A 24,440-nucleotide genomic window follows, 5' to 3' on the forward strand; every position below is an offset into this window, starting at 1 on the left:
ATGATGATGTTCGCAGTCCTGTTGTCAGGTTGCGGTCAAGAGGGATTGTCTGCATTGAAGCCGATGGGAGAAGGGGCTGAGCTTCAGCTCCGCATCATTCTCATCAGTTTGGCGATCATGCTCTTCGTACTCATCATCGTCTCGGTCATTTACGTGTACGTGCTCATGAAGTTCCGTCGGAAAGACGAATCGATTCCGAAGCAAGTTGAAGGTAGCAGTACACTTGAGATGATTTGGACAGTCGTTCCGATTATCCTTCTCATCATTCTCGCTGTTCCGACAATCACGACGACTGTCGAACTCGCGAAAGCGAAAGAAGCGAAAAAAGAAGAAGAAATCAATGTTACAGCAAACTTGTACTGGTGGGAGTTCGAATATCCAGAGGCAGGTGTAGTGACAGGGCAAGAGCTCGTCATTCCAGTCGGAAAACGAGTCGGCATCAACTTGACGTCTAAAGATGTCATTCACTCATTCTGGGTACCAGCTTTATCTGGTAAGACAGATACGAACCCAGGACTTGATAACGAAATGTGGTTGCATGCAAATGAACCAGGTACTTACTATGGAAAATGTGCTGAGCTTTGCGGTCCGTCACATGCCCTTATGGACTTTAAAGTCATCGCGCTCGAGCAAGAAGAATACGATCAATGGCTCGCTGACATGAAAGCCAAGCAAGACGATAACGGTGAGAACCTCGTCGCAGACAACACGAACTTGACGACAGGTGAACAAGTGTATGTCGAAAGTTGCTTGAGCTGTCACGGCGGCGGTAAAGTGGCACCAAGTTTAACGAACTTCGGTGATCGGGAATGGCTCGCAGGTTACCTCGAAAACAACGAGGACAACTTGAAAGAGTGGATTCGTGACCCGCAAGAGAAGAAACAAGGGGCTCTCATGCCAGGTTTCAATGAAGGTCAAATCAGCAACGAAGAATTAGACGCACTCGTTGACTTCTTGTATGAGCAGAAGATTGACTAACGGGAAAAGGGGGATTTCACGTGGCACAGACCACTGCAATGCAGCAATCGCGTAAATACAATGGCATCATGGATTGGATTACGACGGTTGACCACAAAAAAATCGGTATTTTGTATTTGTTTTCAGGAATCTTCTTCCTCCTTCTCGGTGGAATTGAAGCATTACTGATTCGTTGGCAACTCGTTAAACCAATGAACGACTTTGTCAGCGGTGAGACATTTAACCAATTGATTACGATGCACGGGACGACGATGATCTTCCTAGCGGCGATGCCGATGCTATTCGGCTTCATGAACGCGGTCACACCGCTTCAAATCGGGGCACGCGACGTTGCGTTCCCGTTCATTAACTCATTAGGATTTTGGTTATTCTTCTTCGGTGGAGTCATGCTCAACTTGAGCTGGTTCTTCGGAGCAGCACCAAACGCAGGTTGGACAGCTTATGCGCCGCTCTCAACACAACCGGAAGCGACAGGGGTAGACTTCTACGCCCTCGGTCTTCAAATTTCAGGTTTTGGTTCATTGATGGCCGGGATTAACTTCCTCGTCACAATCTTGAACATGCGTGCGCCAGGAATGAAACTCATGCGCATGCCACTCTTCACATGGACGACTTTCGTTGCATCGGCATTGATCGTCTTCGCATTCCCACCACTTACGGTCGGATTGTTCATGTTGATGTTCGAGCGACTCTTCGGAGCTGCCTATTTTGACCCGGCACTTGGCGGGAACGTAGTCATCTGGGAACACCTTTTCTGGATCTTCGGTCACCCGGAAGTATACATTTTGATCTTACCGGCATTCGGTATTTTCTCGGAAATCATTCCGACATTTGCGCGTAAACGCCTCTTCGGTTACACGACGATGGTCTTCGCGACAATGCTCATCGGTTTCCTTGGGTTCATGGTTTGGGTTCACCACATGTTCACAGTCGGTCTCGGTCCAGTCGCCAACTCGATTTTCGCTGTTGCGACAATGGCCATCGCCGTACCGACCGGTGTTAAAATCTTTAACTGGCTCTTCACGCTATGGGGCGGTCAAATTAAATTCAACGTCGCCATGCTTTACTCAGTCGCGTTCATTCCTTCATTCCTCGTAGGTGGGATGACAGGAGTTATGCTTTCAGTCGCACCGGCTGACTATCAATACCACGACAGCTACTTCGTTGTCGCTCACTTCCACTACGTTATCGTAGGTGGGGTTGTATACGGTCTCTTCGCAGGACTTTACTACTGGTTCCCGCTCATGTTCGGAAAAGCCCTTTCTGAAAAGCTTGGATACTGGCAGTTCTGGTTGTTCTTTATCGGATTCCACTTGACGTTCTTCCCGCAACACTTCCTCGGATTGTTCGGTATGCCACGTCGAGTCTTCACATACCTCGGTGGTCAAGGTTGGGATACGCTCAACCTACTCTCGACAATCGGAGCATTCTTCATGGGTGTGTCAACGATTATCTTGCTCATCGCCGTTGTGAAAGCCTTCTTGTCTAAAGAACGCGTCAAACCAGACCACTGGGAAGACGGACGTACGCTTGAGTGGACACTTCCTGTCCCGACTCCAGAGTACAACTTTGCACAAACACCACTCGTCAAAGGACTTGATACGTTCTGGCTTGAGAAGATGGCTGGTAACAAACGCGTATCAGTCGCTGAAGAAGTTTCGGACATCCACATGCCGAACAACTCGCTCATTCCGTTCTTCATGTCACTCGGCCTCTTCATCGCAGGACTCGGTGCCATCTTCCAGATGGATAACACAGTTGTCGGCTGGTCATTGATCGGATTTGGATTAGCGATGACGTTCGTCTCGATGTTCCTACGTTCTTGGATTGACGATCACGGCTACTACATTCCGAAGTCACAAGTCGAAGCAGACTTGAAAGCGATTCGTGAGAAAGGAGAACAATAAATGGCACATACAGTTGAAAAACACCCAGTGACCGGTATCCCGGCCAATCCAGAGAAAGCAACGCTGGAAGGGAAAAATAAATATGTGGCTTTCTGGTTCTTCCTTGGTGGTGAGACAGTCCTCTTCGCCTCGCTCTTTGGAACATACGTTGGTCTCTTGAACTCTGGTGCGCCAGAGGAATTACGCTCGTATAATATCTTTGAAATGGAGCTCGTCTTCATCATGACGATGCTCCTCCTCACAAGTTCACTCACAAGTGTCCTTGCGATGATGAACATGAAAGCAAACAATCCAGGACGGATGAAGCTTTGGTTGATTGTGACACTCCTTCTTGGTGCTGGATTCCTTGGTGCGGAGATTTACGAGTTCATTCACTACTACCACATTGGTCACACGTTCACGTCGAGCGCATTCGGTTCAGCCTTCTACACGTTAGTCGGCTTCCACGGAGCGCACGTCACGTTCGGTCTCCTTTGGATTACGACGCTCTTGATTCGTAACTGGAACCGTCCGATTGATGTATACAACGCACCAAAGTTTTATGTATCAAGTCTATACTGGCACTTCATCGATGTTGTTTGGGTCTTCATCTTCTCAATCGTCTACCTCTTAGGGATGGTGAACTAATATGGAAAAACGAGCTATGAACGAATCACACAAACAATTAGAGCTAGAAGTAAAAGCAGAATCAAAGCGTGAGTATCAGCTTCAATTGATTAGTTTTGCGATGATGATTTTACTCACGTTCGTGGCATTCGGTGCCGTTTATGCGGAACTCATGCCAGTTTGGGCAGCAGGTGGCTTCTTGATCATCTTGGCAGTCATTCAAGTCTTTCTACAGTTATATATCTTCATGCATATGAATAACCGTGGGAACACATGGATCGTCGGTATGATGTGGTTAGGCATCTTTATTGCTATCATCACGGTAGCTGCACTACGCTTACTCATTTGGTAATTGTGACAAAGGATTGAACATCTGTGGAAACACGGATGATTCGGTCCTTTTTCCTTTACTTCAAAAATGAATGAATAGTAATCTTGAAGTGAACGGTTTCAAAGGTTAGGGAGAGAAAGAAAAGGGGTGAACGGATGCTCTGGAATACGTCGGAGCTGCTCAATCAATTTGATTGGCTCACGTTATGGAGTCCGCTGTTCGGATTGCTCATGGTCGGGATTTATGTATTATACGCCGTCGTGACAGAGAGAATGGCGAAGCGAGGATATGCCTCGACCACGTTGTTACAAAAGTTTAGTATGTTGTTTGCCATTGTCTTGTATTACATCGGTTTTGGAAGTCCAATCGATGTCATGGCACATATCATTTTATCGGTGCATATGTTCCAGATGGTGCTCGTCTACATTTTAGCACCGGCACTCGTCGTTTACGGTCTGCCGTACTGGGTGTTTGAAAAAGTACTTAGCTTCAAGTTCATTGGACCGATGTTTAAGTTTTTAACGACGCCACTGATTGCGCTCATTTTATTCAACGCATTGTTCTCGATTTACCATATGCCGGTCGTATTCGACTACGTCTTGACGAATTATGGCGTTCACCGGATCTTCCACGGTGCACTAGTCGTCTTTAGTTTGACGATGTGGTATCCGGTCATCGTTCCGCTCGTCTCAGACGAAGAGGAAGGAATGTCCGATTTGAAACGAATGGTATATATTATCGCCAACGGGGTCTTGTTGACACCGGCCTGTGCGCTCATCATCTTTAGTCAAACGACGCTTTATAATGCGTATACGGATCCGCAGACGTTTGCGACGGTCCTTGGATACTGTCTACCGAACGGTGACGTGTCCGGAATCGATTTAGAGGCGTTAATGGGAGCGACGAATAGCGCGCTCGAAGACCAACGTTTCGGTGGGGTTCTCATGAAACTCGGTCAAGAAATCGTGTATGGTTTCTTCTTCGGCTGGACGTTCTTCGGCTGGGTGCGTCGGACGAAATCTCTTGCTCTCGATGAAGGCATGTCATTCACTCCGCAAGAAACAAATGAGAAAAATTAAACAGAACAAAAGGGGAAACGTTGATGAACTATCTTGCCTTAATTAGTGTGTCATTCATCGTCATCAGTGCGATTCTAGTCGCCATCGGATGGGTGATTATCGCAAAAGACCGCAGCAACATTGAAAAACATAAAAAGGTGATGACGGCTGCCGCGATTGCAGCGACGACGTTCTTCATCCTGTACGTCTCGCGTACCATTTTTGTCGGAAACACGGCATTCGGAGGACCGGATTCAGTGAAACCATTCTATCTCGGGTTTATGATTTTCCATATCCTTCTCGCGACAACAGGTGGTGTCCTCGGATTGATCACGCTCTATCTCGGTTATAAAAATAAAATCGAGAAACACCGTAAGATTGGACCAAAAGCTTCAGTCGTCTGGTTCTTTACGGCTATTACGGGTGTGACGGTTTACATTCTTCTCTATGTGGCATATGACCCTGGTGAAACGACGAACGTATTCCGCGCGATAATCGGAGGATGATTTATAGAGAGGGAGAGCTGTATGAAACGGAATAGCTATATGACGGTCGGTTTGACCGTCTTGACGCTTGTTGTCATCGGAGTAGCCGTGTATTTTGTTTTCTTCAATCAAGACGACCTACCCGTCATTCAAGAGCCAACCCCGTTCACATTGACGAACGCATTAAATGAAGAGACGTACAATTCCGATAATGGAAAAGTGAAAATCGTGACGTTCTTTTACACGAACTGTCCAGATATTTGTCCGCTCACGTTACGTGACTTCATGAAGCTCGAAAAAGAATTAAAAGATGAGAACTTATACGGCTCAGACGTAGAACTCGTCGCCATCACGGTCGACCCGGACGTGGATACCGTGCCCGTACTTAAAAACTATGGTGAGGCGTTCCAAGCGGAGCCGACGGGATGGAAGATGTTGACGGGAGACCAGGTCGACATCGACCGCATCACGCGTCAACTTCAATTTTATTATTCCAAGGCGAACAGTGGACTCGTGACGCACGCGACGACGATGTACGTCATCGACCGTCACCATGATGTACGTGCTGTCGCTCAGATGGCAACGGCAGGGGATGACCCGGTCGATATCGAATCTATCATGGAGGACGTGAAAGTGCTCGCGAATGAAAAGGAGTGATCACCATGAATGATACGATGGCTGTGATTGGGAATGACTATTCATACGGAGACGTGACGATCGCGGAACGGGCGATTGAAGATTTGATTGCCTGTAGCGCCATTGAATTTGGCTTGAAAGAAGTGAAAGTCGTCTCTCGCTCGAAAGACCACTATGATTATCTAATCATTGCACCATTATCACTCGTCGAGGCAGAGCGATTGTACCGCTATGTCCGAGACCAATTTGATTTATTACTCGGTCAGGTCGATGTGACGTTGAGCATCATAGCGATATGACCGAAGGGAGGACCCGTAAAGGGTCTCCCTTTTTTATATGCTAGACGCTATGTTGATCATGACTATATCTTCCAGAAGTGAATTTTGTTATGATGTGAAGTAAGACGAACTAATGTTCGTTTTTTTAATATTGGAGGAGGATGGAACATGCAGAATCATGCGTTGGTCGTCATTGATATTCAAAATGACATCACAAAAAATTATAAAGCAATCATCGACAACATTAACAAAGCGATTGACTGGGCGGTCGCAAAGAAGTTACATATCGTCTATATCCGACATGAAAATTTATCAGCAGGGACTAGAACTTTTAAAACAGGGACGCGAGGAGCGGAATTAGCACCAGATTTGAAAATCATGTCCGACCACGTGTTCACGAAATACAAGGGCAACGCCTTGACGAGCGAGGCGTTTGCGACGTTTATTGAACAAAATGGCATCGATACCTTCTATATCACTGGTGCTGATGCTACTGCTTGTATGAAGTCGACTTGCTACAATCTGCGGAAGTCCGACTATGAGGTCAGTGTTCTATCAGATTGCATCTCGAGTTACGATTTGAAAAAGATTGAGGGTATGATTGTGTATTATGAGAGTAAAGGTTGTTCCATCCTTCAGTCAGAGGACCTGTCGGCGTAAAGTCCTTGTTCGACTTTCATCTCAGATCATAAGAGACCATAAGAGACCATAAGAAAAACCCCTTCGCTTATGCAAGGGGTTTGACTTCTAGTGTTTCTGCGAGTGCCTTTAGACGACGTTCGCAGTCGCGGACGATTTCTTCTGGGAAGACTTCATCGTATTCAACACCGTGTGGGTAATAATGCTTTCCTAAAATCGGTGTGAGCATTTTTACGACAGCGTGACGATCCTCGATTTGACCTTCGATCGCGTATACAGGTAAGCGAAGATAGAATGTTTCGCCGGTCGATTGTTTCTCATATTTCATATCATACGTGGCACGCTCGTAGTCCCAAGCACCTTCACGGATGAAATGATGATGATCCATGATCGTCTCGAGCAAACCAAAACGGATTTCTTTTCCCTCGATGTGGAACTGCTCAAATTTCATCATAATCCCCCTTTTCGAATAAACCTCATATGTCATCATACCATATTCAAAAACGTTCTTGGAATAACGTGTGTTCAAATTGTGAAAAAAAGATGAACGATTAATCAACCAAGTGTATTTAAGTATTCCTCGATTTTTTGGGGAAGTTTTACACCGAGCGGAAGCAGTCCTTCTGAACCGAAAAAGACGTTGAACTCCAAAATATAAAATCCGTCTTCCGTCACGATGACGTCAAACGCCGCGTGATTGATGGATAACGTATTCGCAATCGTTTGAACTTCTTTGACGACGTCTTCCGGGATGTCTTCGTACGAAAAGTTGGCTCCTTGGGCGACGTTGTTTAAAAAGGCCTCACTGACACGCCAGTAGGCACCGACGACTTCTTCTCCAATCACGATAACGCGTAAGTCACGATCATTCGGAATAAACTCTTGTACGTAGAACGTATCATGTTTCTCGACGTATTCTAACCAGTCCTGGTCGTTTTTAATCAACCATACGCCTTGACCCATCGAGGACTTGGCTTTTTTGGCGACGAACGGATAGTGGAACTCTTCCAAGACGCGTTCAATTGTGTATGGGTTTTTTCCGTAAATCAACGTCTTCGGAATGCGATGAGGATACGTCGCTTTAAATGCACGCGTCATCTCGATTTTGTCGTGACCGAGGTGATATGTCGCAGGAGACGGGAAAATGGCTTTGTTCATCCCATAGATGATGGAATTGACCATCCAATACTCGGGGAACAAGACGAGGTCGGCAGCGCGTACCTTGTCGAGTTGGTCGAAATAATATTCGGGTTTCGCATAAGCCGTCTTGATGCCGGCTGATCGAATCATATTAAAAGAAACTTTTTTCATATACAGACGCACATGGTGCGTCTCTTCACTTCCTTTCTACATTGAACGCCTTGCGGTCACATTCAATTATAGTGTGGATTGCTTACATAGGGAAACAATTGTGGTAAAATCATGGCAGAAAGGGTGAGGGGTATGATAATCACTGAACAGACGATTGCCCTGCTCGATCAAACAGAAGAATTGACCGATTTGATTGAAGCAAGCGAATCGTTTCAAACATATATTCAAACGAAAGCTGCACGGCGCACATCGCAGGAAGCCAAGGAAATCGAGCGCGAGTTTTTAAAGATGAAAGAAGATTACGAATATGTCCAACGTTTCGGGAAACATCATCCGGATCATGACCGCATAAAAAAAGAGATGCATCTCATCAAACGTCGTCTCGACGTTCAGCCGGAAATTGCGGCGTTCAAAAAAGCGGAACGAAACTTGGATAAGTTGTTAGGGGAAGTGAGTGAACTATTGGCTCATTCAGTCTCTCCTAAAATCAAAGTCCCGACCGGCAACCCATTCTTTGACGAAGGTGGATGTTCCGGAGGGGGCAGTTGCGGAGGAGGCGGAAGTTGTGGATGCGCCGTCTAAGTTGAATGAACGGATTGGTATCGTCGTATATGTGAATTCCTTGAAACAATTGAAGGCACTCAGACGTTATGCAAACCTGTACTTTGTCTCGAAACGAGAGAAGTATGCTTTTCTTTACACGGACCTCGAAGGTTATGAAACCGTAATCGAACAAGTGAAGGCTCTGCCATTCGTGGAAGCGGTCGTTCGGAGTGAGCGTCCGTTCGTTTCAGAAACGTACGAGACAAAATTGAAATAATCAAAAAGATGAAGGTGGCGTCACCTTCATCTTTTCTGCTGGAGGGAAAGACATGCGTGTCATATCTGGAGAACGAAAAGGGACCCGATTGAAGGCGGTCCCGGGCACGGCTACGCGGCCGACGACGGACAAAGTGAAAGAGTCATTATTTAACATCATCGGACCTTATTTTTCCGGGGGGAAAGCGCTAGACCTTTACGCGGGTAGCGGAGGACTAGGAATCGAGGCATTATCGAGAGGTTGTGACGAAGTCATTTTCGTCGACCGTCAACCGAAAGCCGTCCAAACGATTCAAGAGAATTTACAGACGACCCATTATGAAGAGAAAGGGAAGGTATATCGTCAAGATGCCAAAGCTGTGCTCGAGCAGCTCAAACTGAAACAGGAATCTTTCAAACTCATCTTTATGGACCCTCCCTATCATGCGGAAGAACACGTTGCGTTCTTACAACTAATCGATGAGTCTGACATGTTGATCGATATCGGCGTAATCGTCTGTGAACATGGTAGTGACGTGACGTTACCGGAGCGAGTGGGACGATTTGAACGAATTAAAGAACAGCGATACTCAGATGTGATCACCATCAGTTTTTATGAGTATGCATCGATTGAGGAGTGAAACGAATGAAACGAATTGCGATATGTCCGGGCAGCTTTGACCCCATCACGAACGGACATCTAGATATAATTGAACGAGCGGCGGCCATTTTTGACGAGGTCATTGTCGCCGTCCTTGAGAATTCAAGCAAGGCCCCACTGTTTGATGTGGAAGAACGATTAGGACTTATACGAGATGTGACGACACATCTTCCAAACGTGTCGGCCGATGCGTTCGGTGGATTACTTGTCGAGTATGCTGCAGAGCGGGAAGCGGCGACGATTGTCCGTGGGCTTCGTGCGGTATCGGATTTTGAATACGAGCTTCAAATCGCATCAATCAACAAAAAGTTGAATGAGAACGTAGAGACGTTATTCATGATGACGAATAGTCAATATTCGTTCCTCAGCTCGTCCATCGTCAAAGAAGTGGCGAAATACGGTGCGTCGGTCAGTGAGCTCGTACCGGAGCAAGTCGAAGTGGCGTTACGGAAAAAATATCAAGTGAGCTCGGGACAATGAAATCGTTAAAAATTGGTCTCGGTCTACTTGTTACAGTGCTGCTCTTTCTTTTCGTACCGCTCCCTTACTACATCTCCTCACCTGGAGCAGCGACCTCGATTGAAGAGTTCCTGACTGTCCAAGGCGGCGTAAAGGATGAAGGGGAACTGATGATGGTGACGATCTCCCAACGACGCGCGACACCTTTTTGGTTAGTAGAAAGTTGGATCACACCGTTCACGGAAGCAAATTTATCTAGTCGCTATTTATATGACGGTGAAAGCGAAGCAGATTACGACCGTCGTCAGAAATTATTAATGGATTCGTCGCAACAAGCAGCGATTCAATATGCCTATAAACTCGCTGGCAAGGAAGTGACAGTCGACTTTGATGGAATCTATGTGTCCGCACCGATTCCAGGGTCGCTCGCTGCCAATATATTAAAGCCCGGAGATGTTATCACCGCAATTGACGGGATGTCTTTTGCAACACGCGGAGACTTTTTAAAGCGGGTGATGGAATTTGATGCAGGTGATGAAGTGAGATTGACGATTGAGAGAGACGGGGAAGAGCGCATCGTCAAAACGCTCATTCAACCGATTGACCAGAGCGGCGATCGGGTCGGAATCGGGATATACGAGCCCCTTCCCGTGCAGGAAATCACAGCCAACCCTGAAGTGAATGTGTCCTTGACGAATGTCGGAGGACCCTCCGCAGGATTGATGTTCACGCTTGAAATTTATGATCAATTGACGACGGGTGATTTGGCGAATGGCAAACGGATTGCCGGAACGGGAACGGTCGATGAGGAAGGAAATGTCGGACCGATTGGGGGCGCGTGGCAGAAGATCGTCGCGGCCGATGAAGAAGGCGCGGAAGTCTTTTTTGTCCCATCTGGTTCGAACTATGAAGAAGCGCTTGAATCGCGAGACCGTCTCGACAGTGACATCGAAGTTGTCCCTGTGAAGACGGCCGAAGATGCGATTCGTTATTTAGAAGAAATGAACTGAGGGCGTTGGCGATGTTCAATCAACTCATCGTTTTGAAGAGGGAGTCGATACGCTTCGGTTACACGGGCTTCGAAGTCGAGACGTGCATCGAACTTACTGACGATTGGAAGGTCTTGTTTCACATCTCGTAGCGCAAGTCGCCCAATTTCATTAAATGCGAGCGGTCTCACGTATGGGACATCTTCAAAAAGTGTCGGTACTTCCTCTTTTAACCAATGAAGCAGAACTGACACAAATGCCCGTTGAATCGCGGTACGCGTGTAACGACGTGTCGAGACGGCAGTAAGGGCCTGGTCAAAAGACGTCTCTAATCCTGCACGTATAAGCCGCGGTGCGAGAGATGCATCAATCCCTACGAGTTCAGTTAGCGTGGTGAGTGGAAGTGTTCGAAGTTTATATTGCAAGACTGGCCAATACAATTCCCAATGGGTCATCGATTGCGTCCGAAACATCGCTTCTGTCGCTTTTGGCACGGCACGAACTTCTCCAGAGTCCAAGTAATGTGCCCGAATGCCTGTCGCTGACATGACGTCCGCCAATGAAGGATCATGATAATCCGCACCTAGTCGTTTGACCGTGTGCAACTGAATCGTCTTCGCCGCTTTGGCGTAATGATAGGCCAAAATATTATTAGGGCGAGTCAAATCAAATGTAGGATAGACGGTCTGAAACGCACGACTCGAAGCTTGTGCAGATGAATGACCTGCTTGTAGCGCTTGACGGAGTTCCTTTTTATATATCGCCATCTCTTCGACGTCTGCTCGTGCTGCATGAAGAATAGCATCGACATCACCGCTCTCGCTCCCGAACGATAAGGTTTGGCAACCGAGTTGTTCTGCGATTGAGACAGCGGCTGTGGCGAAACGGTCGGCGCGCTGCACACCATATTGGGTCGGCAGTTCGATGACAAGGTCGATGCCACCGCTCTCGACGGCCGCTTTTGCCCGTTTCCACTTATCGAACGAGGCTGGTTCTCCTCGTTGAGTGAACTGTGCACTCATGATGGCAATCATGATATCAGCCCCTGTTTCTTGACGTGCAGTTTGCGCTTGGTAATAGTGCCCGTTGTGAAATGGGTTGTACTCTGCAATAATGGCCGTCTTTTGCATGATTTACTCCTTTGCATTGTCGTATGGATTGGTGTAAGATGAGTAAGTACGCTTTGGCAAAGCGCCGTCGTCAACTGATTTTAGTGTAAAGAAAAAACATTGACAAAACAAGTTGGCCTATCTATAATTCATATTGTTGCAATTGAGGTGATTCGGATGAAATGGTCTATTGCACAGCTACTTAAGCTCCGAAACCAGGGTGACGGTTTTACAATCGATGAGATGGTAGAACTACCAGAGCTGACTCAGCTCCATCCGGATATCCGTTCGATTCGCCCGGTGCATGTGCACGGGGATGCATCGTTCACATCTAATCAAGTTACATTCAATCTGAAGATTCAAGGTGACCTGACGTTGCCAGATGCGCGAACGTTAGAAGATGTCACTTATGAATTCGATATTGAATCGCTCGAGCCTTTCTTTTTGGAGAATGGGCGTTATACGGAGCAATTCGATGACGTGAATTTGCCAGAAGGAAATACGATCAGTCTTGTACCGATTGTAAAAGAGCTCATCATGTTAGACGTCCCGATGCAAGTTTACGGGAACGAAACAGACAAAACTCAGGTTGAAGGAGAAGGCTGGACGCTCACTGACGATCAGCCCGAAACCCAACCAAAAATTGACCCGCGCTTCGCGGGACTGGCTGACCTGTTCTCGAAAAAAGAGAACGAGGAAGGTTAACTTTTCAAGGAGGTGGACAACGATGGCAGTACCATTCCGTAGAACGTCGAAAACTCGCAAACGTCTTCGTCGTACTCACTTCAAACTCAACGTACCTGGTATGAACGAGTGCCCGAACTGTGGGGAAATGAAACTTTCACACCGTGTTTGCAAATCTTGCGGACATTACAACGGTAAAGAAGTAACAAGCAAATAATGCGAGAAGAAGCGATCTGATTTCAGGTCGCTTCTTTTTTGTTTGCGATTTTTGGGTCATAGCGAAAAGATGTGGTAAACTTTTTGTGCGAAAATAGTTTTTATAGGAGGAGGGCAACTATGAACTCCATCAAACGTATCGGGATAATCGGAAACGGAGCGGTCGGACTATTGATGGCATCCTTACTTGCTGATGATTATGAGGTGACAGTCTATGGACGAAACATATCATCACCCGACGAGCGGCTATCCATTACGAGGACAGGTATGACGAATGGATCAGCGCATGTATCTCTCAAGTCTAGCGAGACGTTACAAGAGACCGACGAGGACATCTTCTTTGTCACGACAAAAGCCCATCAAGTAGAGGGAGCTACGGAGCGACTGACAGGAAAAGTGCCGGTCTTCATTTGTTCAAATGGGATCGCACATCTTGACTATGCGAAACGCCGAGGCTTTCATTTGGGAATCGTCGAACACGGTGTGACGAAATCAAGGGGCGGGATAGAACACCGAGGACTCGGACGTATTCGAATCGGAAGTTCGACAGGTCTTCCCCCGATTCAGATTAAAGAGAGTCCGCTCCAGCTTGTGTGGGAAGAGGATATCGAACAAGTCGTCATCGAAAAGCTATTCGCCAATGCCATCATCAATCCCATCACAGCATTATGTCGTGTCCCGAATGGAGCACTCGTTAACTCTCCATATCGTGAGATTGCGCAGTCAATTTATCGTGAGTTGACGCCGTTGTTTCCGCAACAAGTCCCATACACATACATTGAGTCAATCATCGCAAGCACCGCGGAGAACCGTTCCTCGATGCTTCGAGACATTGAAGAAGGTAGGCCAACAGAAGTGGATGCAATTTTAAAGCCGGTGATTGAAAAAGCCGCTCTGACGCAGAATTCACTCACCGTCATTCCACTGCTACATAAATTGATTATAGGAGCGAGCGCATCGTGTTAGTGTATATCGTTTCATTTCCACTCATCTTATGGTTTATGGTGTATATGATACTTAGAAAAATTATGCCGAAATCAATCAACTCATTTAAACTCGCCTGTGATACTGGAGTTCTCCTATGGTTTTATGCATGTGGCGTTTTACTCGAGGCTATCGTCGGGACGGAAGTGTTTCTTTTATTCCTTGCTATTTGTTGTGCCATTTTTCCAATCAATGCAATCTGGCAACGGATTCGATACGAGGAAGTATTGTTTACAAAGATGTTTGTCCACGGCTGGCGTTTGCTCTTTTTGCTCCTTGTGCCGACACATGCGATTTTATTCGCAATCGGTGTGGCTCGAGAAATGATTCGTTGATTGATTGAAAGGAAGTTGTTATTCGTGAAAGTAGAAGCATTTGATGCCCTATATACACCCACATCTCCGATGATTCAAGTGGAGCATGGGTACGGGCGTTGGCTCGATTATCGAGGCATGGATGAGGTCGAGAAACGTGCGCAGGAGATTACGGGACGCTCCTATGAACATTTGCATGAGATTGTCCATATTTTAAAACAGCAGCAACGGCAGTTTGGGGAACTATCGGATCGACTAGTAGCGAACCTTGATCTACTCGAACAGCGAGAAGCATACGTCATGGTGACGGGACAGCAGGTTGGCGTATTCGGTGGACCTTTGTTTGCTGTGTACAAACTGTTGGCAGTCATCAAACGGGCGAAGCAGGCAGAGAAAAAACTAGGAAAGCCGGTCCTTCCGATTTTTTGGATGGCGACGGAGGACCATGACTTCGCTGAAATCAATCATGTTTTCACGACCCAGACGTTTTCGAGAACTTTAAAGAAAGATGCTTTGTCCACAATTCCGCTAGCAGGAAAAGCTTCCGTAGGGGAACTGGAGTTCGATCGTCTAAAACTCGAGCTTGTTCAAATGGCGCAGCAGTTACTATTGAACGAGACGGAGACCCAGTATACCTCTGATTTGTACAATGAGTTAATCGACCTTATTCAAATGAGCCATTCTTTCGCTCAGTTTTTTGGTAGGATGATGCGTCGATTCGTAGGAACTGATTTTTTGTTATTTGATCCACATACTCAAGACGTCCGTGCACTCGAACGTCCGATGTTCCGACGTCTCATCGAACATCAAGACGCGCTCCAGCATACGCTCGCCCATTCCTATGAAGAAGGAATGCCGTCAGTAGAATTAAATAAAGAGGCGGCACATCTGTTTTATCATGACGGCACGCGTGAGTTGCTCACAAAAATTGATGGGGTGTATACGACCAAACGTGGACATCGATTCACGGAGACAGAGTTGCTCAGTGAAATAGAAGCGCACCCGGAACGTTTTTCAAACAATGTGGTCTCACGCCCGCTCATGCAGGAATATTTGTTTCCGACACTTGGGTACGTCGGTGGTCCCGGCGAAATCGCTTACTGGTTGCAACTACGTCCGTTATTCCATGAGCTCGGATGGAAGATGCCGCTTCTCCTCCCACGTCTTGGTGGCGTGATCGTGTCGAGAAATGATGAAAAAAAATTACGACAAGAAAGCGTGACCTTAGAGGAATATATGAAACAGCCACTACCGGACTATCCATTTGATGATGAATCGTTCGAAGCGAAGTTGTATGCATATCGGACGCTCACGGAAGCGGTCAGTCAGGAAGCAAGTAAGCACGGAAGACGATTCGAATCGAAGTCGAAACATGTTCTCGAGCAGTTGGCAGATGAGATGCGTGCTGAAGCGAAACGGAATCAATATCGATTGAACGCCCGGCGGATTCATCTTTCGACCCGACTGTTCCCGATGGATGCTCCTCAAGAGCGTATTTTATCGATGGTTCCGATTTTAAACCGTCACGGTCTAGACGTTTTTCATCGGTTGAAACCAGTTTATGAAGACTCAGAAGCGGAGCGTTGTTTATTCCTTGTATAACATATTTCATATGGGCTCTTGACATTTGTCAGGAGTTTTTTTTGTTGTTACCTTTTTGTTTCCTCTTTTCGCTAAAAACCTGTACGGACCTTGACATTTTTATGATAAAGTAAGTGTAATAATACAGTTGAAATATGTAGGTTGAGAGGGTTTTTTGAATGTTTGAGCATGAAACGGTTTTAAAAATGGAGTCCATCGAGGGATTGAACATCAAACCAGATGGGGTATATGTGGATTGTACGTTAGGTGGAGCGGGTCATAGTGAAGAAATCGCAAAGCGTCTAACGACGGGTCAACTATATGCATTCGACCAAGATGACGTCGCACTCGCGCATGCGAAAGAGCGATTGGCTCCTTATGAAGGCCGTGTGACGTTTATAAAGAGCAACTTCGTTCACTTGAAAGAAGAACTTCAGCAACATGGTGTCATGAAAGTGGACGGTGTACTATTCGACCTAGGCGTTTCCTCGCCACAGCTAGATGAGGCAGAACGTGGATTCAGTTACAATTATGACGCACCACTCGATATGAGAATGGACCGGTCACGGGAGTTTTCAGCCTATCATGTTGTGAATGAATGGTCGTTTGGGGAACTTGCTCGTATTTTCTTTACATACGGGGAGGAAAAGTTTTCAAAACAAATCGCACGAAAAATTGAGAAAGCTCGTGTTGATAAACCGATTGAGACGACGTTCGAGCTTGTCGACTTGATTAAAGAAGCGATTCCTGCACCAGCACGACGCAAGGGCGGTCATCCGGCGAAGCGGACGTTCCAAGCCATTCGAATTGCCGTCAATGACGAGTTGAACGTATTCGACCGTGCCGTTCAAGATGCAATCGATTTACTCGCAGTGAACGGACGGATCTGTGTCATTACGTTCCACTCATTAGAAGACCGAATTTGTAAGCAAGTGTTTAAAGAACGGAGCCAATATCCACCGTTACCACCAGGATTGCCGGTCATTCCAGAAGAATTCGAACCCGAGCTCAAACTCATCACGCGTAAACCGATCGTGGCGAGTGAAGGAGAACTCGAAGATAATCGTCGTTCACGCTCAGCTAAACTGAGAGTGGCCGAAAAACAAAAATAATTTAGCTAGTAGGAGGGATACCTGATGCCAGAAGCTGCCCGTAAGGCGTTGCAGCCTCAAGTTACACCGAATCGAAATCCGATTCCGCAAGAACGACCAATACCTGTTCCAAAACGACGCACGTTGACCTTGTTTGAATCGATCCTGTATCCAGTAATGATTGGTTCAGTGGTCATGTTCGGTGGCATCACGGTGTCGAAACACAACGAAGCATATAACATTATGCGTGATACAGCAGCCGTTAATCAGCAGGTCGACGGGGTTGCAAAAGAAAATGAAGAACTAAAGTATGAAATCGCCCAATTAAGCTCGCCAGAAAGAATTTACGCGATTGCCGAGAAACTCGGAATGAAATTCAATGAGAAGAATGTCAAGGTGATTGATTGATGAATTCTCTACAACAGAGTAAAAAAAGAGTGGCGTGGGTAGCGATTGTCTGCTTCACCCCGCTCTTTTTATTTTTTGTCGGATGGTTTCTTTACTTATCGCTCACGCATACGTATAAAGGTGAGAACATGCTGGCGTTCGCAGAAGAACAACGGTGGAAAGCAGTCAGTACGTTGGAGGCAGAGCGGGGCGAGGTGTATGACCGATTCGGTCAACCAATCGCAATCAATATCCCTTCCTATCGACTTGTCGCGGTAATGAAGCTTGGTGGCGAGCGAGTCGAAGGGAAAACGCTCATGCCAGATGAGATTGACGAGGCCGCAAAAAAACTTTCGACGGTCCTTCCGATGACAGAGGCAGATTTATTGAAACGGCTCGAGCAAAATATCGACCGTGGGCAAATCGAGTTCGGTGTTCCTGGCCGTGATTTGACCGTTGAGCAAAAAGAAGAAATCGAAGCGTTTGAGCTTCCAGGGATTACCTTCGTCGAAGAACCGAAGCGCTATTACCCGAATAAAGTATTCGCTTCATCTGTCATCGGATACGCGCAAAAGATTGACCAAAATGGTCGGATCGAACTCGTTGGTGAACTTGGGATTGAAAAGTCACTTAACGATATTTTAAGTGAGTCATACGGATTATATCGATTCGAGAAAGATTTAGCCGGACGTGAACTCGTGTCGAGTGACGAACAGCTGAAGATTGAACCGGAAGACGGAGCCGATGTCCAATTGACGATCGACCACCGTATTCAACAGTTGCTTGAGACGAAGATGAACGAATTGTATGAGGAATACGAACCAAAACACGCAACGGCCATCATCATGGACCCGAAAACAGGCGAGATTGTCGCCCTATCTGACCGTCCGTCTTTTGATCCGAACACGCGTGAGATTTCTTCGTACAGCAACTTTTCGGTCTCTTCTCGATTTGAACCAGGATCGACGATGAAAATCTTTACGCTAGCGGCTGCAATCAATGAAGGAGTATACAACCCAAACGAACTGTATGAATCAGGGTCGTACAAATACGGGAAGACGGTCTTCAATGATTACAACATTACCGGATGGGGTACCATTCCTATGGAAGAAGGGGTGTGGCACTCATCAAACGTCGCGTTCTCGATTTTAGCGAACGAACGACTCGGTCTTGGCCGTTATGAGGATTATTTCAAAGCATTCAAGTTTGATCAACGAACTGGAATCGATTTGCCTGGAGAGGTCAATAGTCAATTCGACTTTGAAAGTCCGATGAACGTCTTAATTACGGCCTGGGGTCAATCCACCGCGGTGACACCGATGCAAATTTTGCAGGCGACATCAGCGATTGCGTCTGATGGAACGATGAAACAACCACACGTCATTAAAAAAATCGTCAATAGTGAGACCGGAGAGACGATTCGGACGACGAACCCGAAAGAGGTTGGTCAGCCAATCACTGCAGAGACTGCAAAAAAAACGCGTGAAGCACTGGACGGTGTCGTGAACAGCGATGTGGGGACTGGACAATTGTATGCGTTAGACAATTATCGCGTCGTCGGGAAGACAGGGACCGCCCAAATTGCAGAGAACGGGAAGTATTTGAGTGGACAGTATATTCACTCGTTTGTCGGAATGGCGCCAGAAGACGATCCGGAACTCGTCATGTACATCGCTGTCGATAGACCAAACAGTGACTCGTCGACGACTGGACCGCGCATCATGGCCCCGCTCTTCAAAGACGTGATGGATGTCGCGTTACGTTATCGGAGTGTCGAACCTGAAAAGCAAGAAAAAGCGGTCGAAGCGTCGACGAAGACGACTTCTTCTTATATCGGTAATAACCGCGAAGATGCAGTGAAAGAGTCGACAGATCACTCATTTAATCCAATCGTGTTAGGTAACGGGGACGAAGTGACAGCACAAAGTCCTGTTAAAGGGCAGTCATATGTTGTCGGAGAAAGATTGTTGCTAAAAACGAGTAATTCGTTTACGATGCCAACATTAAAAGGTTGGTCGCTACGTGATGTGAAACGCTTAGCGACCCTCTATCAACTAAATTTAGAAATCGATGGGACCGGTTTTGTCACATCACAATCGATTGGCAAAGGAAAGCCGGTTAAAACTGGTGCCTCCTTGAAAGTGAAATTGGAGACACCGTCGAATTAACGCACGAGATCAAGAGGGCTGCGGCTCTCTTTTCCTATGTATGAGGAGGAAGTATGAATGGAACAATTGACAGTTCAGAAGTTAGCGTCTTGGTTTGGGATTGAGGTAGACGACGAGCGTCTTGTCAAACGCGTCGCTACGGATTCGAGAGATGAAAATGAATCGGGGCTATTCGTCCCAATCGTCGGCGCGCGTGTCGATGGACATGATTACATCGATGCAGCAATCGAAAAAGGAGCAATCGTCACGTTTTGGGAAGAAGGACGTCCGCAACCTGACAACCTTTTCGTCATCCCTGTCAAATCGACGGTCGAGGCACTTCAAACGGTGGCATCCCGTTATTTAGAAGAAATCAATCCGCTCGTGGTCGCGATTACGGGATCGAACGGAAAAACCTCTACGAAAGATATGATTGCCGTCGTCTTAGAAGAAAAATATAAAACACATAAGACGGCTGGGAACTTCAACTCGGACGTCGGCTTACCGCTCACCGTGCTCAGAATGCCGTGGGACACGGAAGTCGCTGTATTAGAGATGGGCATGAACGGATTCGGTCAAATCGAACAATTGTCGAAACTCGCTAAACCGAACGTGGCCTTTGTTACGAATATCGGGGAGTCTCACGGTGAGCAAGTCGGAGGTCGTTCGGGTATCGCAAAAGCGAAGCTTGAAATCAAGGCGGGTCTCAAACCGGACGGTCGACTGATTGTCGATGCGGATGAACCGCTTCTCGCAAATCAAGGGTATAGGGTCGGATATGCTGAAACGGCCGATGGGAAAATCGACGTGGTCGAGACGACGTTCGATGCATCCATCTTTAAATACAACGGTGATTTATATGAACTGAAGGTGTTAGGTGCTCATCAGATTCGAAATGCAGCCTATGCGATTGCATGTGGATTGGAATTCGGTCTTAGTCGTGTAATGATTCAACGCGGGCTAGATCGAATCAAGTTGACGTCGATGCGGATGGAAAAACAGATGTTCGGGGAAACACATCTCATTAACGACGCTTACAATGCGAGTCCGACGTCGATGATCGCAGCGATTGAAACGGTCAAGTCACTCGAAGGATTCTCAAAACGTGTGCTCGTCCTTGGTGACATGTACGAGCTAGGTGCCGATGAACGAGAACAACACAAACAAGTGGGCATCGTCGTGACGTCCCCAGTGACAGATTGCATTCTCGTTGGCGAAAAAGCAAAATGGATTGCGGATGGGATTCAAGATTCACGTGTGAACGTCCACGTGGTCCCGACAGTTGAAGAGGCAAAGACACTTCTTCATCATTATCAGCGACCAGATACTGTGGTATTGTTAAAGGCATCTCGAGGACTGGCGCTTGAGCGTCTCGTTCAATAAATAGAGTAGTGAGGTAGCAACATGTTAATTAGTTTAATCGTATTAATCAGTTCATTATTAAGTGTCTTAATCGTCATGCCACGAGCGATTCCGGCATTGCGTCAGTTAAAGTTTGGACAGGAAATTCGTGACGAAGGTCCAGGTTGGCACCAAAAGAAGTCAGGCACACCAACGATGGGTGGAATTGTCATCTTGCTCGCCATTCTCGTCGGGTTCATCGTGTCCGTCATCTTTGGAGAAGCGGTCGCCGGATTCGGGACACTTTTATTCGTGACGATGGCGTTCGGGGTAATCGGGTTTTTAGATGATTACATCAAGGTCGTCAATAAGCGCAACCTCGGATTGACGTCCCTTCAGAAGTTGATTGGTCAAATCGGAGTATCGGTCTTGTTCGCATGGTTCTTATCACTCGGAGGAGAACTTGATACGTCAATTTCAATCCCGTTCACTTCGATCTCGTTTGATACAGGGTGGTTTTATATCGCCATCGTAATCTTTTGGCTCGTCGGATTCTCAAATGCCGTCAATTTGACGGATGGGCTAGACGGACTAGTTTCGTTCTCAGCTATCCCGACATTTACGTTCTTTGGAATCTATGCCCTTACACAAGATGAGCTTGGCATTGCCTGGTTCGCTTTTGCGGTCGTTGGCGCATTGATTGGATTCCTCGTCTTCAATAAGTATCCGGCGAAGATTTTCATGGGTGACACAGGGTCACTCGCTTTAGGTGGGGCTGTGGCCGGACTCGCGCTCATGTTAAAACTTGAGTTGCTTCTTGTCTTTGTCGGCATCATCTTCGTTATCGAAACGTTGAGTGTGATTCTGCAAGTCATCTCGTTTAAAACGACAGGCAAACGACTCTTTAAAATGAGTCCAATTCACCATCATTTCGAAATGGTCGGTTGGTCAGAATGGCGCATCGTGCTAACGTTCAGTGGCATCAGTTTAATTACGGCAGGTTTATCATTATTACTCATGTAAAAGGGTGAGACAGATGGAAAAGCAATGGCACAGTAAAAAAGTTCTCGTCCTCGGCGCCGCTAAGAGCGGAATTGCAGCGGCAACATATCTGCATCATGCGGGAGCAGATGTGACGATCAACACGGGGAACATCCCACCCGAAGACGAACAAGATAAAATTCAAGCTCTTGGAATCCGCTCGGTGTTCAATGAACATCCCGTCGGTTTATTGAATGAGACAGAAGTGATTGTTAAAAATCCAGGTATTCCTTATCAGATTCCATTGCTCCAAGAAGCAATTTCTCGTGAAATCCCGATTTATACCGAAGTGGAGCTCGCTTATTTGGCAACTGAAGCAGACTTCGTCGCCATCACCGGCTCAAATGGGAAAACAACAACGACGACACTCGTCTATGAGCTACTCAAAGGAGGGAAACGTCCGGTACATCTTGCAGGTAATATCGGATTCCCCGCGATTGAAGTTGCGGCTGATGCAAAGACGGACGATTTGATTGTCATTGAATTGTCGAGCTTTCAGTTGATGGGGGTCGAGTCCTTCCATCCGCGTTCGGCAGCATTGCTGAATCTATCAGAAGCCCATCTCGATTATCACGGCGACTTCGACTCGTATGCAGATGCAAAAGGAAACTTGTTCCGTCAGATGACACGTGACGACCAAATCGTCGTCAAATTGACAGACTCCGAAGTGATGAAACGTGTCCCTGCTCATCTTGCACCAAACACATTTAGTTTTGAGCGAGGAGATGCTTCCGTCGTGGACGGTTGGGTCACGGTACGCGGGGAGCGAGTCATTCGCGTGAACGAATTGGCATTAGGCGGTGCCCATAATGTCGAGAACGTACTAGCGGCTCTCCTGTTGGTCGAACCGTTTGATATTCCAAAAGCACACATCGAGCGTGTATTACGAAACTTTGGTGGTGTCGCGCATCGGACTGAAAGTTTAGGTGACGTTCTCGGACGTGCCGTCTACAATGATTCGAAGGCGACGAACAACGTCGCGACGGAAGCGGCGCTACGAGGATTTGATGCTCCGATCGTATGGCTCTGTGGAGGACTTGAGCGGGGTGCAGATTTATCTTCGCTCGTCGCTGCCCTTTCCAACGTCAAAGCTGTCGTCGCGTACGGTGAGACGAAAGAGCGTTTCAAAGAACTTGGGGAGTCCCAAGAAATCCCATCTTTCACGGTCGAGACGTTAGCAGACGCCGTCACACTCGCGTTTGAGCAATCTGAAACAGGAGATATCATCTTGTTATCCCCTGCTTGTGCGAGTTGGGATCAATTTAAAACGTTTGAAGAACGAGGTGAACACTTCATTCATCTCGTTCGCGCATATGAGGAGGCGAACCGATGAAAATCATGATTTCTGGTGGAGGTACCGGTGGTCATATTTACCCGGCCCTCGCATTGATTGAGACGTTACAAAAACGTCACCCTAATTTACAGGTACAATACGTCGGAACGGAGAATGGGTTAGAAGCCGATCTTGTTCCTAGAGCTGGTGTCCCGTTCAAATCAATTCAAATCGCTGGATTGAAGCGCTCCCTCTCCCTCGAGAACTTGAAGACGGCGTACTGGTTCTTAAAGGCTGTACGCTCTCTAAAAAAAGATATGGCAGCATTCAAACCAGACGTCGTCATCGGAACAGGCGGATTCGTGTCAGGACCGGTCGTCTATACGGCGCAACAACTAGGTATCCCGACCATCCTGCATGAACAAAACAGCATCCCAGGGTTGACGAATAAGTTTTTATCCAAAAAAGCTGATCGGGTCGCTCTTTCGTTTAAAGGATCGGATGTCCATTTCCCAGGCGCGAACGTCCGCTTGATCGGAAATCCGCGTGGTAGCGAAGTATTGCAGACGGAAGTCGATGCGGCTGCCGTACGAGAACATTACCAGTTAGATGCACGTCCAATCGTCTTGATATACGGTGGAAGCCGAGGTGCGGAAGCAATCAACCGTGCAGTTATAGAGGCTGTTCCGGCGCTCTCGGACTTGCCAATCAATGTACTCTACGTAACGGGTAAAGTACATTACGAAGCCGTGTTAAAACAAGCGCCAAAGTCTGAAAATGTTCATATTCATCCATATGTGTATGATATGCCATCACTGCTCGCTTGTACGTCACTCGTCATCTCTCGAGCAGGGGCATCGACGATTTCAGAATTGACCGCACTCGGATTACCGAGCGTGTTGATTCCGAGCCCTTACGTGACGGCAGACCATCAGACAAAAAATGCTTCTGCCCTTGTCGAGAACGGGGCGGCACTCCTCGTAAAAGAAGAAGTTTTGGCGGGAGAAACGCTCATTCAAGCGATTCGAAAAGTCCTTGAACGTCAGGAAGAGATGGCGAAAGCCTCCCGTGCACTCGGATTCCCGGATGCATCAAATGCCTTGGCCGATTTAGTAGAAGAAGTCATTCGATAAAGG

Annotated in this window: 29 protein-coding genes; 26 read left to right on the top strand and 3 right to left on the bottom strand. The window is 47.0% G+C overall.

From position 1 onward, the window contains the following. The 9 genes from coxB to KNO98_RS00145 all read left to right on the top strand — a co-directional run bounded on the left by coxB (position 1) and on the right by KNO98_RS00145 (position 6,939). Positions 1–978 (top strand): cytochrome c oxidase subunit II, encoded by a 978-nt coding sequence (gene coxB / locus KNO98_RS00105; protein WP_034771494.1) that lies wholly within the window; start codon positions 1–3, stop codon positions 976–978. 38 nt (positions 979–1,016) lie between these two features. Beyond that, positions 1,017–2,885, top strand: a complete 1,869-nt coding sequence (ctaD, locus tag KNO98_RS00110) for a cytochrome c oxidase subunit I (protein ID WP_026826347.1) — start codon at positions 1,017–1,019, stop codon at positions 2,883–2,885. Beyond that, positions 2,886–3,512: a cytochrome (ubi)quinol oxidase subunit III gene (locus tag KNO98_RS00115; protein ID WP_034771133.1), complete on the top strand. Its 627-nt coding sequence runs from the start codon at positions 2,886–2,888 to the stop codon at positions 3,510–3,512. A gap of 1 nt (position 3,513) precedes the next feature. Further along, positions 3,514–3,843, top strand: coding sequence for a cytochrome C oxidase subunit IV family protein (locus KNO98_RS00120; RefSeq protein WP_214698117.1), 330 nt, complete (start codon positions 3,514–3,516; stop codon positions 3,841–3,843). A gap of 134 nt (positions 3,844–3,977) precedes the next feature. Continuing rightward, entirely contained in the window at positions 3,978–4,901 is a 924-nt protein-coding gene (locus KNO98_RS00125) for a cytochrome c oxidase assembly protein (RefSeq protein WP_026826344.1), read from the top strand. A gap of 23 nt (positions 4,902–4,924) precedes the next feature. Then, on the top strand, positions 4,925–5,386 hold the full coding sequence (locus KNO98_RS00130) for a DUF420 domain-containing protein (RefSeq protein ID WP_214698118.1): 462 nt from the start codon (positions 4,925–4,927) through the stop codon (positions 5,384–5,386). Positions 5,387–5,407: 21 nt separating this feature from the next. Next, positions 5,408–6,022 carry an SCO family protein gene (locus KNO98_RS00135; protein ID WP_026826342.1) on the top strand — a complete coding sequence of 205 codons (615 nt, stop codon included), beginning with the start codon at positions 5,408–5,410 and terminating at the stop codon, positions 6,020–6,022. A 5-nt stretch (positions 6,023–6,027) separates the two neighbouring features. Further along, positions 6,028–6,300 carry a hypothetical protein gene (locus KNO98_RS00140; protein WP_214698120.1) on the top strand — a complete coding sequence of 91 codons (273 nt, stop codon included), beginning with the start codon at positions 6,028–6,030 and terminating at the stop codon, positions 6,298–6,300. Positions 6,301–6,447: 147 nt separating this feature from the next. Further along, positions 6,448–6,939 carry a cysteine hydrolase family protein gene (locus KNO98_RS00145; protein ID WP_214698122.1) on the top strand — a complete coding sequence of 164 codons (492 nt, stop codon included), beginning with the start codon at positions 6,448–6,450 and terminating at the stop codon, positions 6,937–6,939. Between the two features lie 67 nt (positions 6,940–7,006). Here KNO98_RS00145 and KNO98_RS00150 read toward each other — a convergent pair whose 3' ends face one another. Both KNO98_RS00150 and KNO98_RS00155 read right to left on the bottom strand, forming a co-directional pair. Then, positions 7,007–7,369: a YugN family protein gene (locus KNO98_RS00150; protein ID WP_015881291.1), complete on the bottom strand. Its 363-nt coding sequence runs from the start codon at positions 7,367–7,369 to the stop codon at positions 7,007–7,009. A 104-nt stretch (positions 7,370–7,473) separates the two neighbouring features. Then, positions 7,474–8,229, bottom strand: coding sequence for an ATP-grasp domain-containing protein (locus KNO98_RS00155; protein ID WP_214698124.1), 756 nt, complete (start codon positions 8,227–8,229; stop codon positions 7,474–7,476). A gap of 132 nt (positions 8,230–8,361) precedes the next feature. On the opposite strand from KNO98_RS00155, the gene KNO98_RS00160 reads away from it, so the two are divergent. Genes KNO98_RS00160 through KNO98_RS00180 form a run of 5 tightly spaced genes read left to right on the top strand, consistent with a single transcriptional unit; the run spans position 8,362 to position 11,157 of the window. Beyond that, positions 8,362–8,811 carry a YlbF/YmcA family competence regulator gene (locus tag KNO98_RS00160; protein WP_026826338.1) on the top strand — a complete coding sequence of 150 codons (450 nt, stop codon included), beginning with the start codon at positions 8,362–8,364 and terminating at the stop codon, positions 8,809–8,811. Further along, positions 8,795–9,049 carry a DUF2129 domain-containing protein gene (locus tag KNO98_RS00165; protein ID WP_235181850.1) on the top strand — a complete coding sequence of 85 codons (255 nt, stop codon included), beginning with the start codon at positions 8,795–8,797 and terminating at the stop codon, positions 9,047–9,049. Before KNO98_RS00160 ends, KNO98_RS00165 begins: the two co-directional genes overlap by 17 nt. A 52-nt stretch (positions 9,050–9,101) precedes the next feature. Continuing rightward, the gene (rsmD, locus tag KNO98_RS00170; RefSeq protein WP_214698128.1) at positions 9,102–9,668 is read left to right on the top strand and encodes a 16S rRNA (guanine(966)-N(2))-methyltransferase RsmD; all 567 of its coding nucleotides are present in this window, start codon (positions 9,102–9,104) and stop codon (positions 9,666–9,668) included. A gap of 5 nt (positions 9,669–9,673) precedes the next feature. Next, the gene (gene coaD, locus KNO98_RS00175; protein ID WP_026826335.1) at positions 9,674–10,168 is read left to right on the top strand and encodes a pantetheine-phosphate adenylyltransferase; all 495 of its coding nucleotides are present in this window, start codon (positions 9,674–9,676) and stop codon (positions 10,166–10,168) included. Continuing rightward, on the top strand, positions 10,165–11,157 hold the full coding sequence (locus KNO98_RS00180; RefSeq protein ID WP_214698129.1) for a SepM family pheromone-processing serine protease: 993 nt from the start codon (positions 10,165–10,167) through the stop codon (positions 11,155–11,157). Before coaD ends, KNO98_RS00180 begins: the two co-directional genes overlap by 4 nt. On the opposite strand, the gene KNO98_RS00185 is transcribed toward KNO98_RS00180, so the two are convergent. Next, positions 11,136–12,266, bottom strand: coding sequence for a tRNA(Met) cytidine acetate ligase (locus KNO98_RS00185; RefSeq protein WP_214698130.1), 1,131 nt, complete (start codon positions 12,264–12,266; stop codon positions 11,136–11,138). The genes KNO98_RS00180 and KNO98_RS00185 overlap by 22 nt on opposite strands. Before the next feature lie 156 nt (positions 12,267–12,422). Between KNO98_RS00185 and KNO98_RS00190 the strand changes: the two genes are divergently transcribed. From KNO98_RS00190 to murG, 12 genes are all read left to right on the top strand, one after another. Beyond that, positions 12,423–12,950 carry a YceD family protein gene (locus KNO98_RS00190; protein ID WP_026826332.1) on the top strand — a complete coding sequence of 176 codons (528 nt, stop codon included), beginning with the start codon at positions 12,423–12,425 and terminating at the stop codon, positions 12,948–12,950. Positions 12,951–12,972: 22 nt separating this feature from the next. Further along, positions 12,973–13,146, top strand: a complete 174-nt coding sequence (gene rpmF / locus KNO98_RS00195; RefSeq protein ID WP_015881300.1) for a 50S ribosomal protein L32 — start codon at positions 12,973–12,975, stop codon at positions 13,144–13,146. 119 nt (positions 13,147–13,265) lie between these two features. Continuing rightward, positions 13,266–14,111, top strand: coding sequence for a ketopantoate reductase C-terminal domain-containing protein (locus KNO98_RS00200; RefSeq protein ID WP_026826331.1), 846 nt, complete (start codon positions 13,266–13,268; stop codon positions 14,109–14,111). Further along, the gene (locus KNO98_RS00205; protein WP_026826330.1) at positions 14,105–14,464 is read left to right on the top strand and encodes a DUF3397 domain-containing protein; all 360 of its coding nucleotides are present in this window, start codon (positions 14,105–14,107) and stop codon (positions 14,462–14,464) included. The genes KNO98_RS00200 and KNO98_RS00205 overlap by 7 nt, the downstream gene beginning before the upstream one ends. A gap of 24 nt (positions 14,465–14,488) precedes the next feature. Beyond that, entirely contained in the window at positions 14,489–16,045 is a 1,557-nt protein-coding gene (gene bshC, locus KNO98_RS00210; RefSeq protein ID WP_371742720.1) for a bacillithiol biosynthesis cysteine-adding enzyme BshC, read from the top strand. Positions 16,046–16,203: 158 nt separating this feature from the next. Continuing rightward, positions 16,204–17,136, top strand: coding sequence for a 16S rRNA (cytosine(1402)-N(4))-methyltransferase RsmH (rsmH, locus tag KNO98_RS00215; RefSeq protein ID WP_214698132.1), 933 nt, complete (start codon positions 16,204–16,206; stop codon positions 17,134–17,136). Positions 17,137–17,160: 24 nt separating this feature from the next. After that, positions 17,161–17,523, top strand: a complete 363-nt coding sequence (gene ftsL / locus KNO98_RS00220; protein WP_026826327.1) for a cell division protein FtsL — start codon at positions 17,161–17,163, stop codon at positions 17,521–17,523. Next, positions 17,523–19,670 (top strand): penicillin-binding protein, encoded by a 2,148-nt coding sequence (locus KNO98_RS00225; protein WP_214698135.1) that lies wholly within the window; start codon positions 17,523–17,525, stop codon positions 19,668–19,670. Before ftsL ends, KNO98_RS00225 begins: the two co-directional genes overlap by 1 nt. Positions 19,671–19,727: 57 nt before the next feature. After that, positions 19,728–21,032: a UDP-N-acetylmuramoyl-tripeptide--D-alanyl-D-alanine ligase gene (locus tag KNO98_RS00230; RefSeq protein ID WP_214698137.1), complete on the top strand. Its 1,305-nt coding sequence runs from the start codon at positions 19,728–19,730 to the stop codon at positions 21,030–21,032. A gap of 21 nt (positions 21,033–21,053) precedes the next feature. After that, positions 21,054–22,013, top strand: coding sequence for a phospho-N-acetylmuramoyl-pentapeptide-transferase (gene mraY, locus KNO98_RS00235; protein WP_026826324.1), 960 nt, complete (start codon positions 21,054–21,056; stop codon positions 22,011–22,013). A gap of 13 nt (positions 22,014–22,026) precedes the next feature. Then, positions 22,027–23,364 (top strand): UDP-N-acetylmuramoyl-L-alanine--D-glutamate ligase, encoded by a 1,338-nt coding sequence (murD, locus tag KNO98_RS00240; RefSeq protein WP_214698139.1) that lies wholly within the window; start codon positions 22,027–22,029, stop codon positions 23,362–23,364. Next, positions 23,361–24,437, top strand: coding sequence for an undecaprenyldiphospho-muramoylpentapeptide beta-N-acetylglucosaminyltransferase (gene murG, locus KNO98_RS00245; RefSeq protein WP_214698141.1), 1,077 nt, complete (start codon positions 23,361–23,363; stop codon positions 24,435–24,437). The genes murD and murG overlap by 4 nt, the downstream gene beginning before the upstream one ends. Positions 24,438–24,440 lie beyond the last annotated feature (3 nt).

The organism is Exiguobacterium sp. s57 (genome assembly GCF_018617685.1).
Taxonomy (GTDB): Bacteria; Bacillota; Bacilli; order Exiguobacteriales; family Exiguobacteriaceae; genus Exiguobacterium; species Exiguobacterium marinum.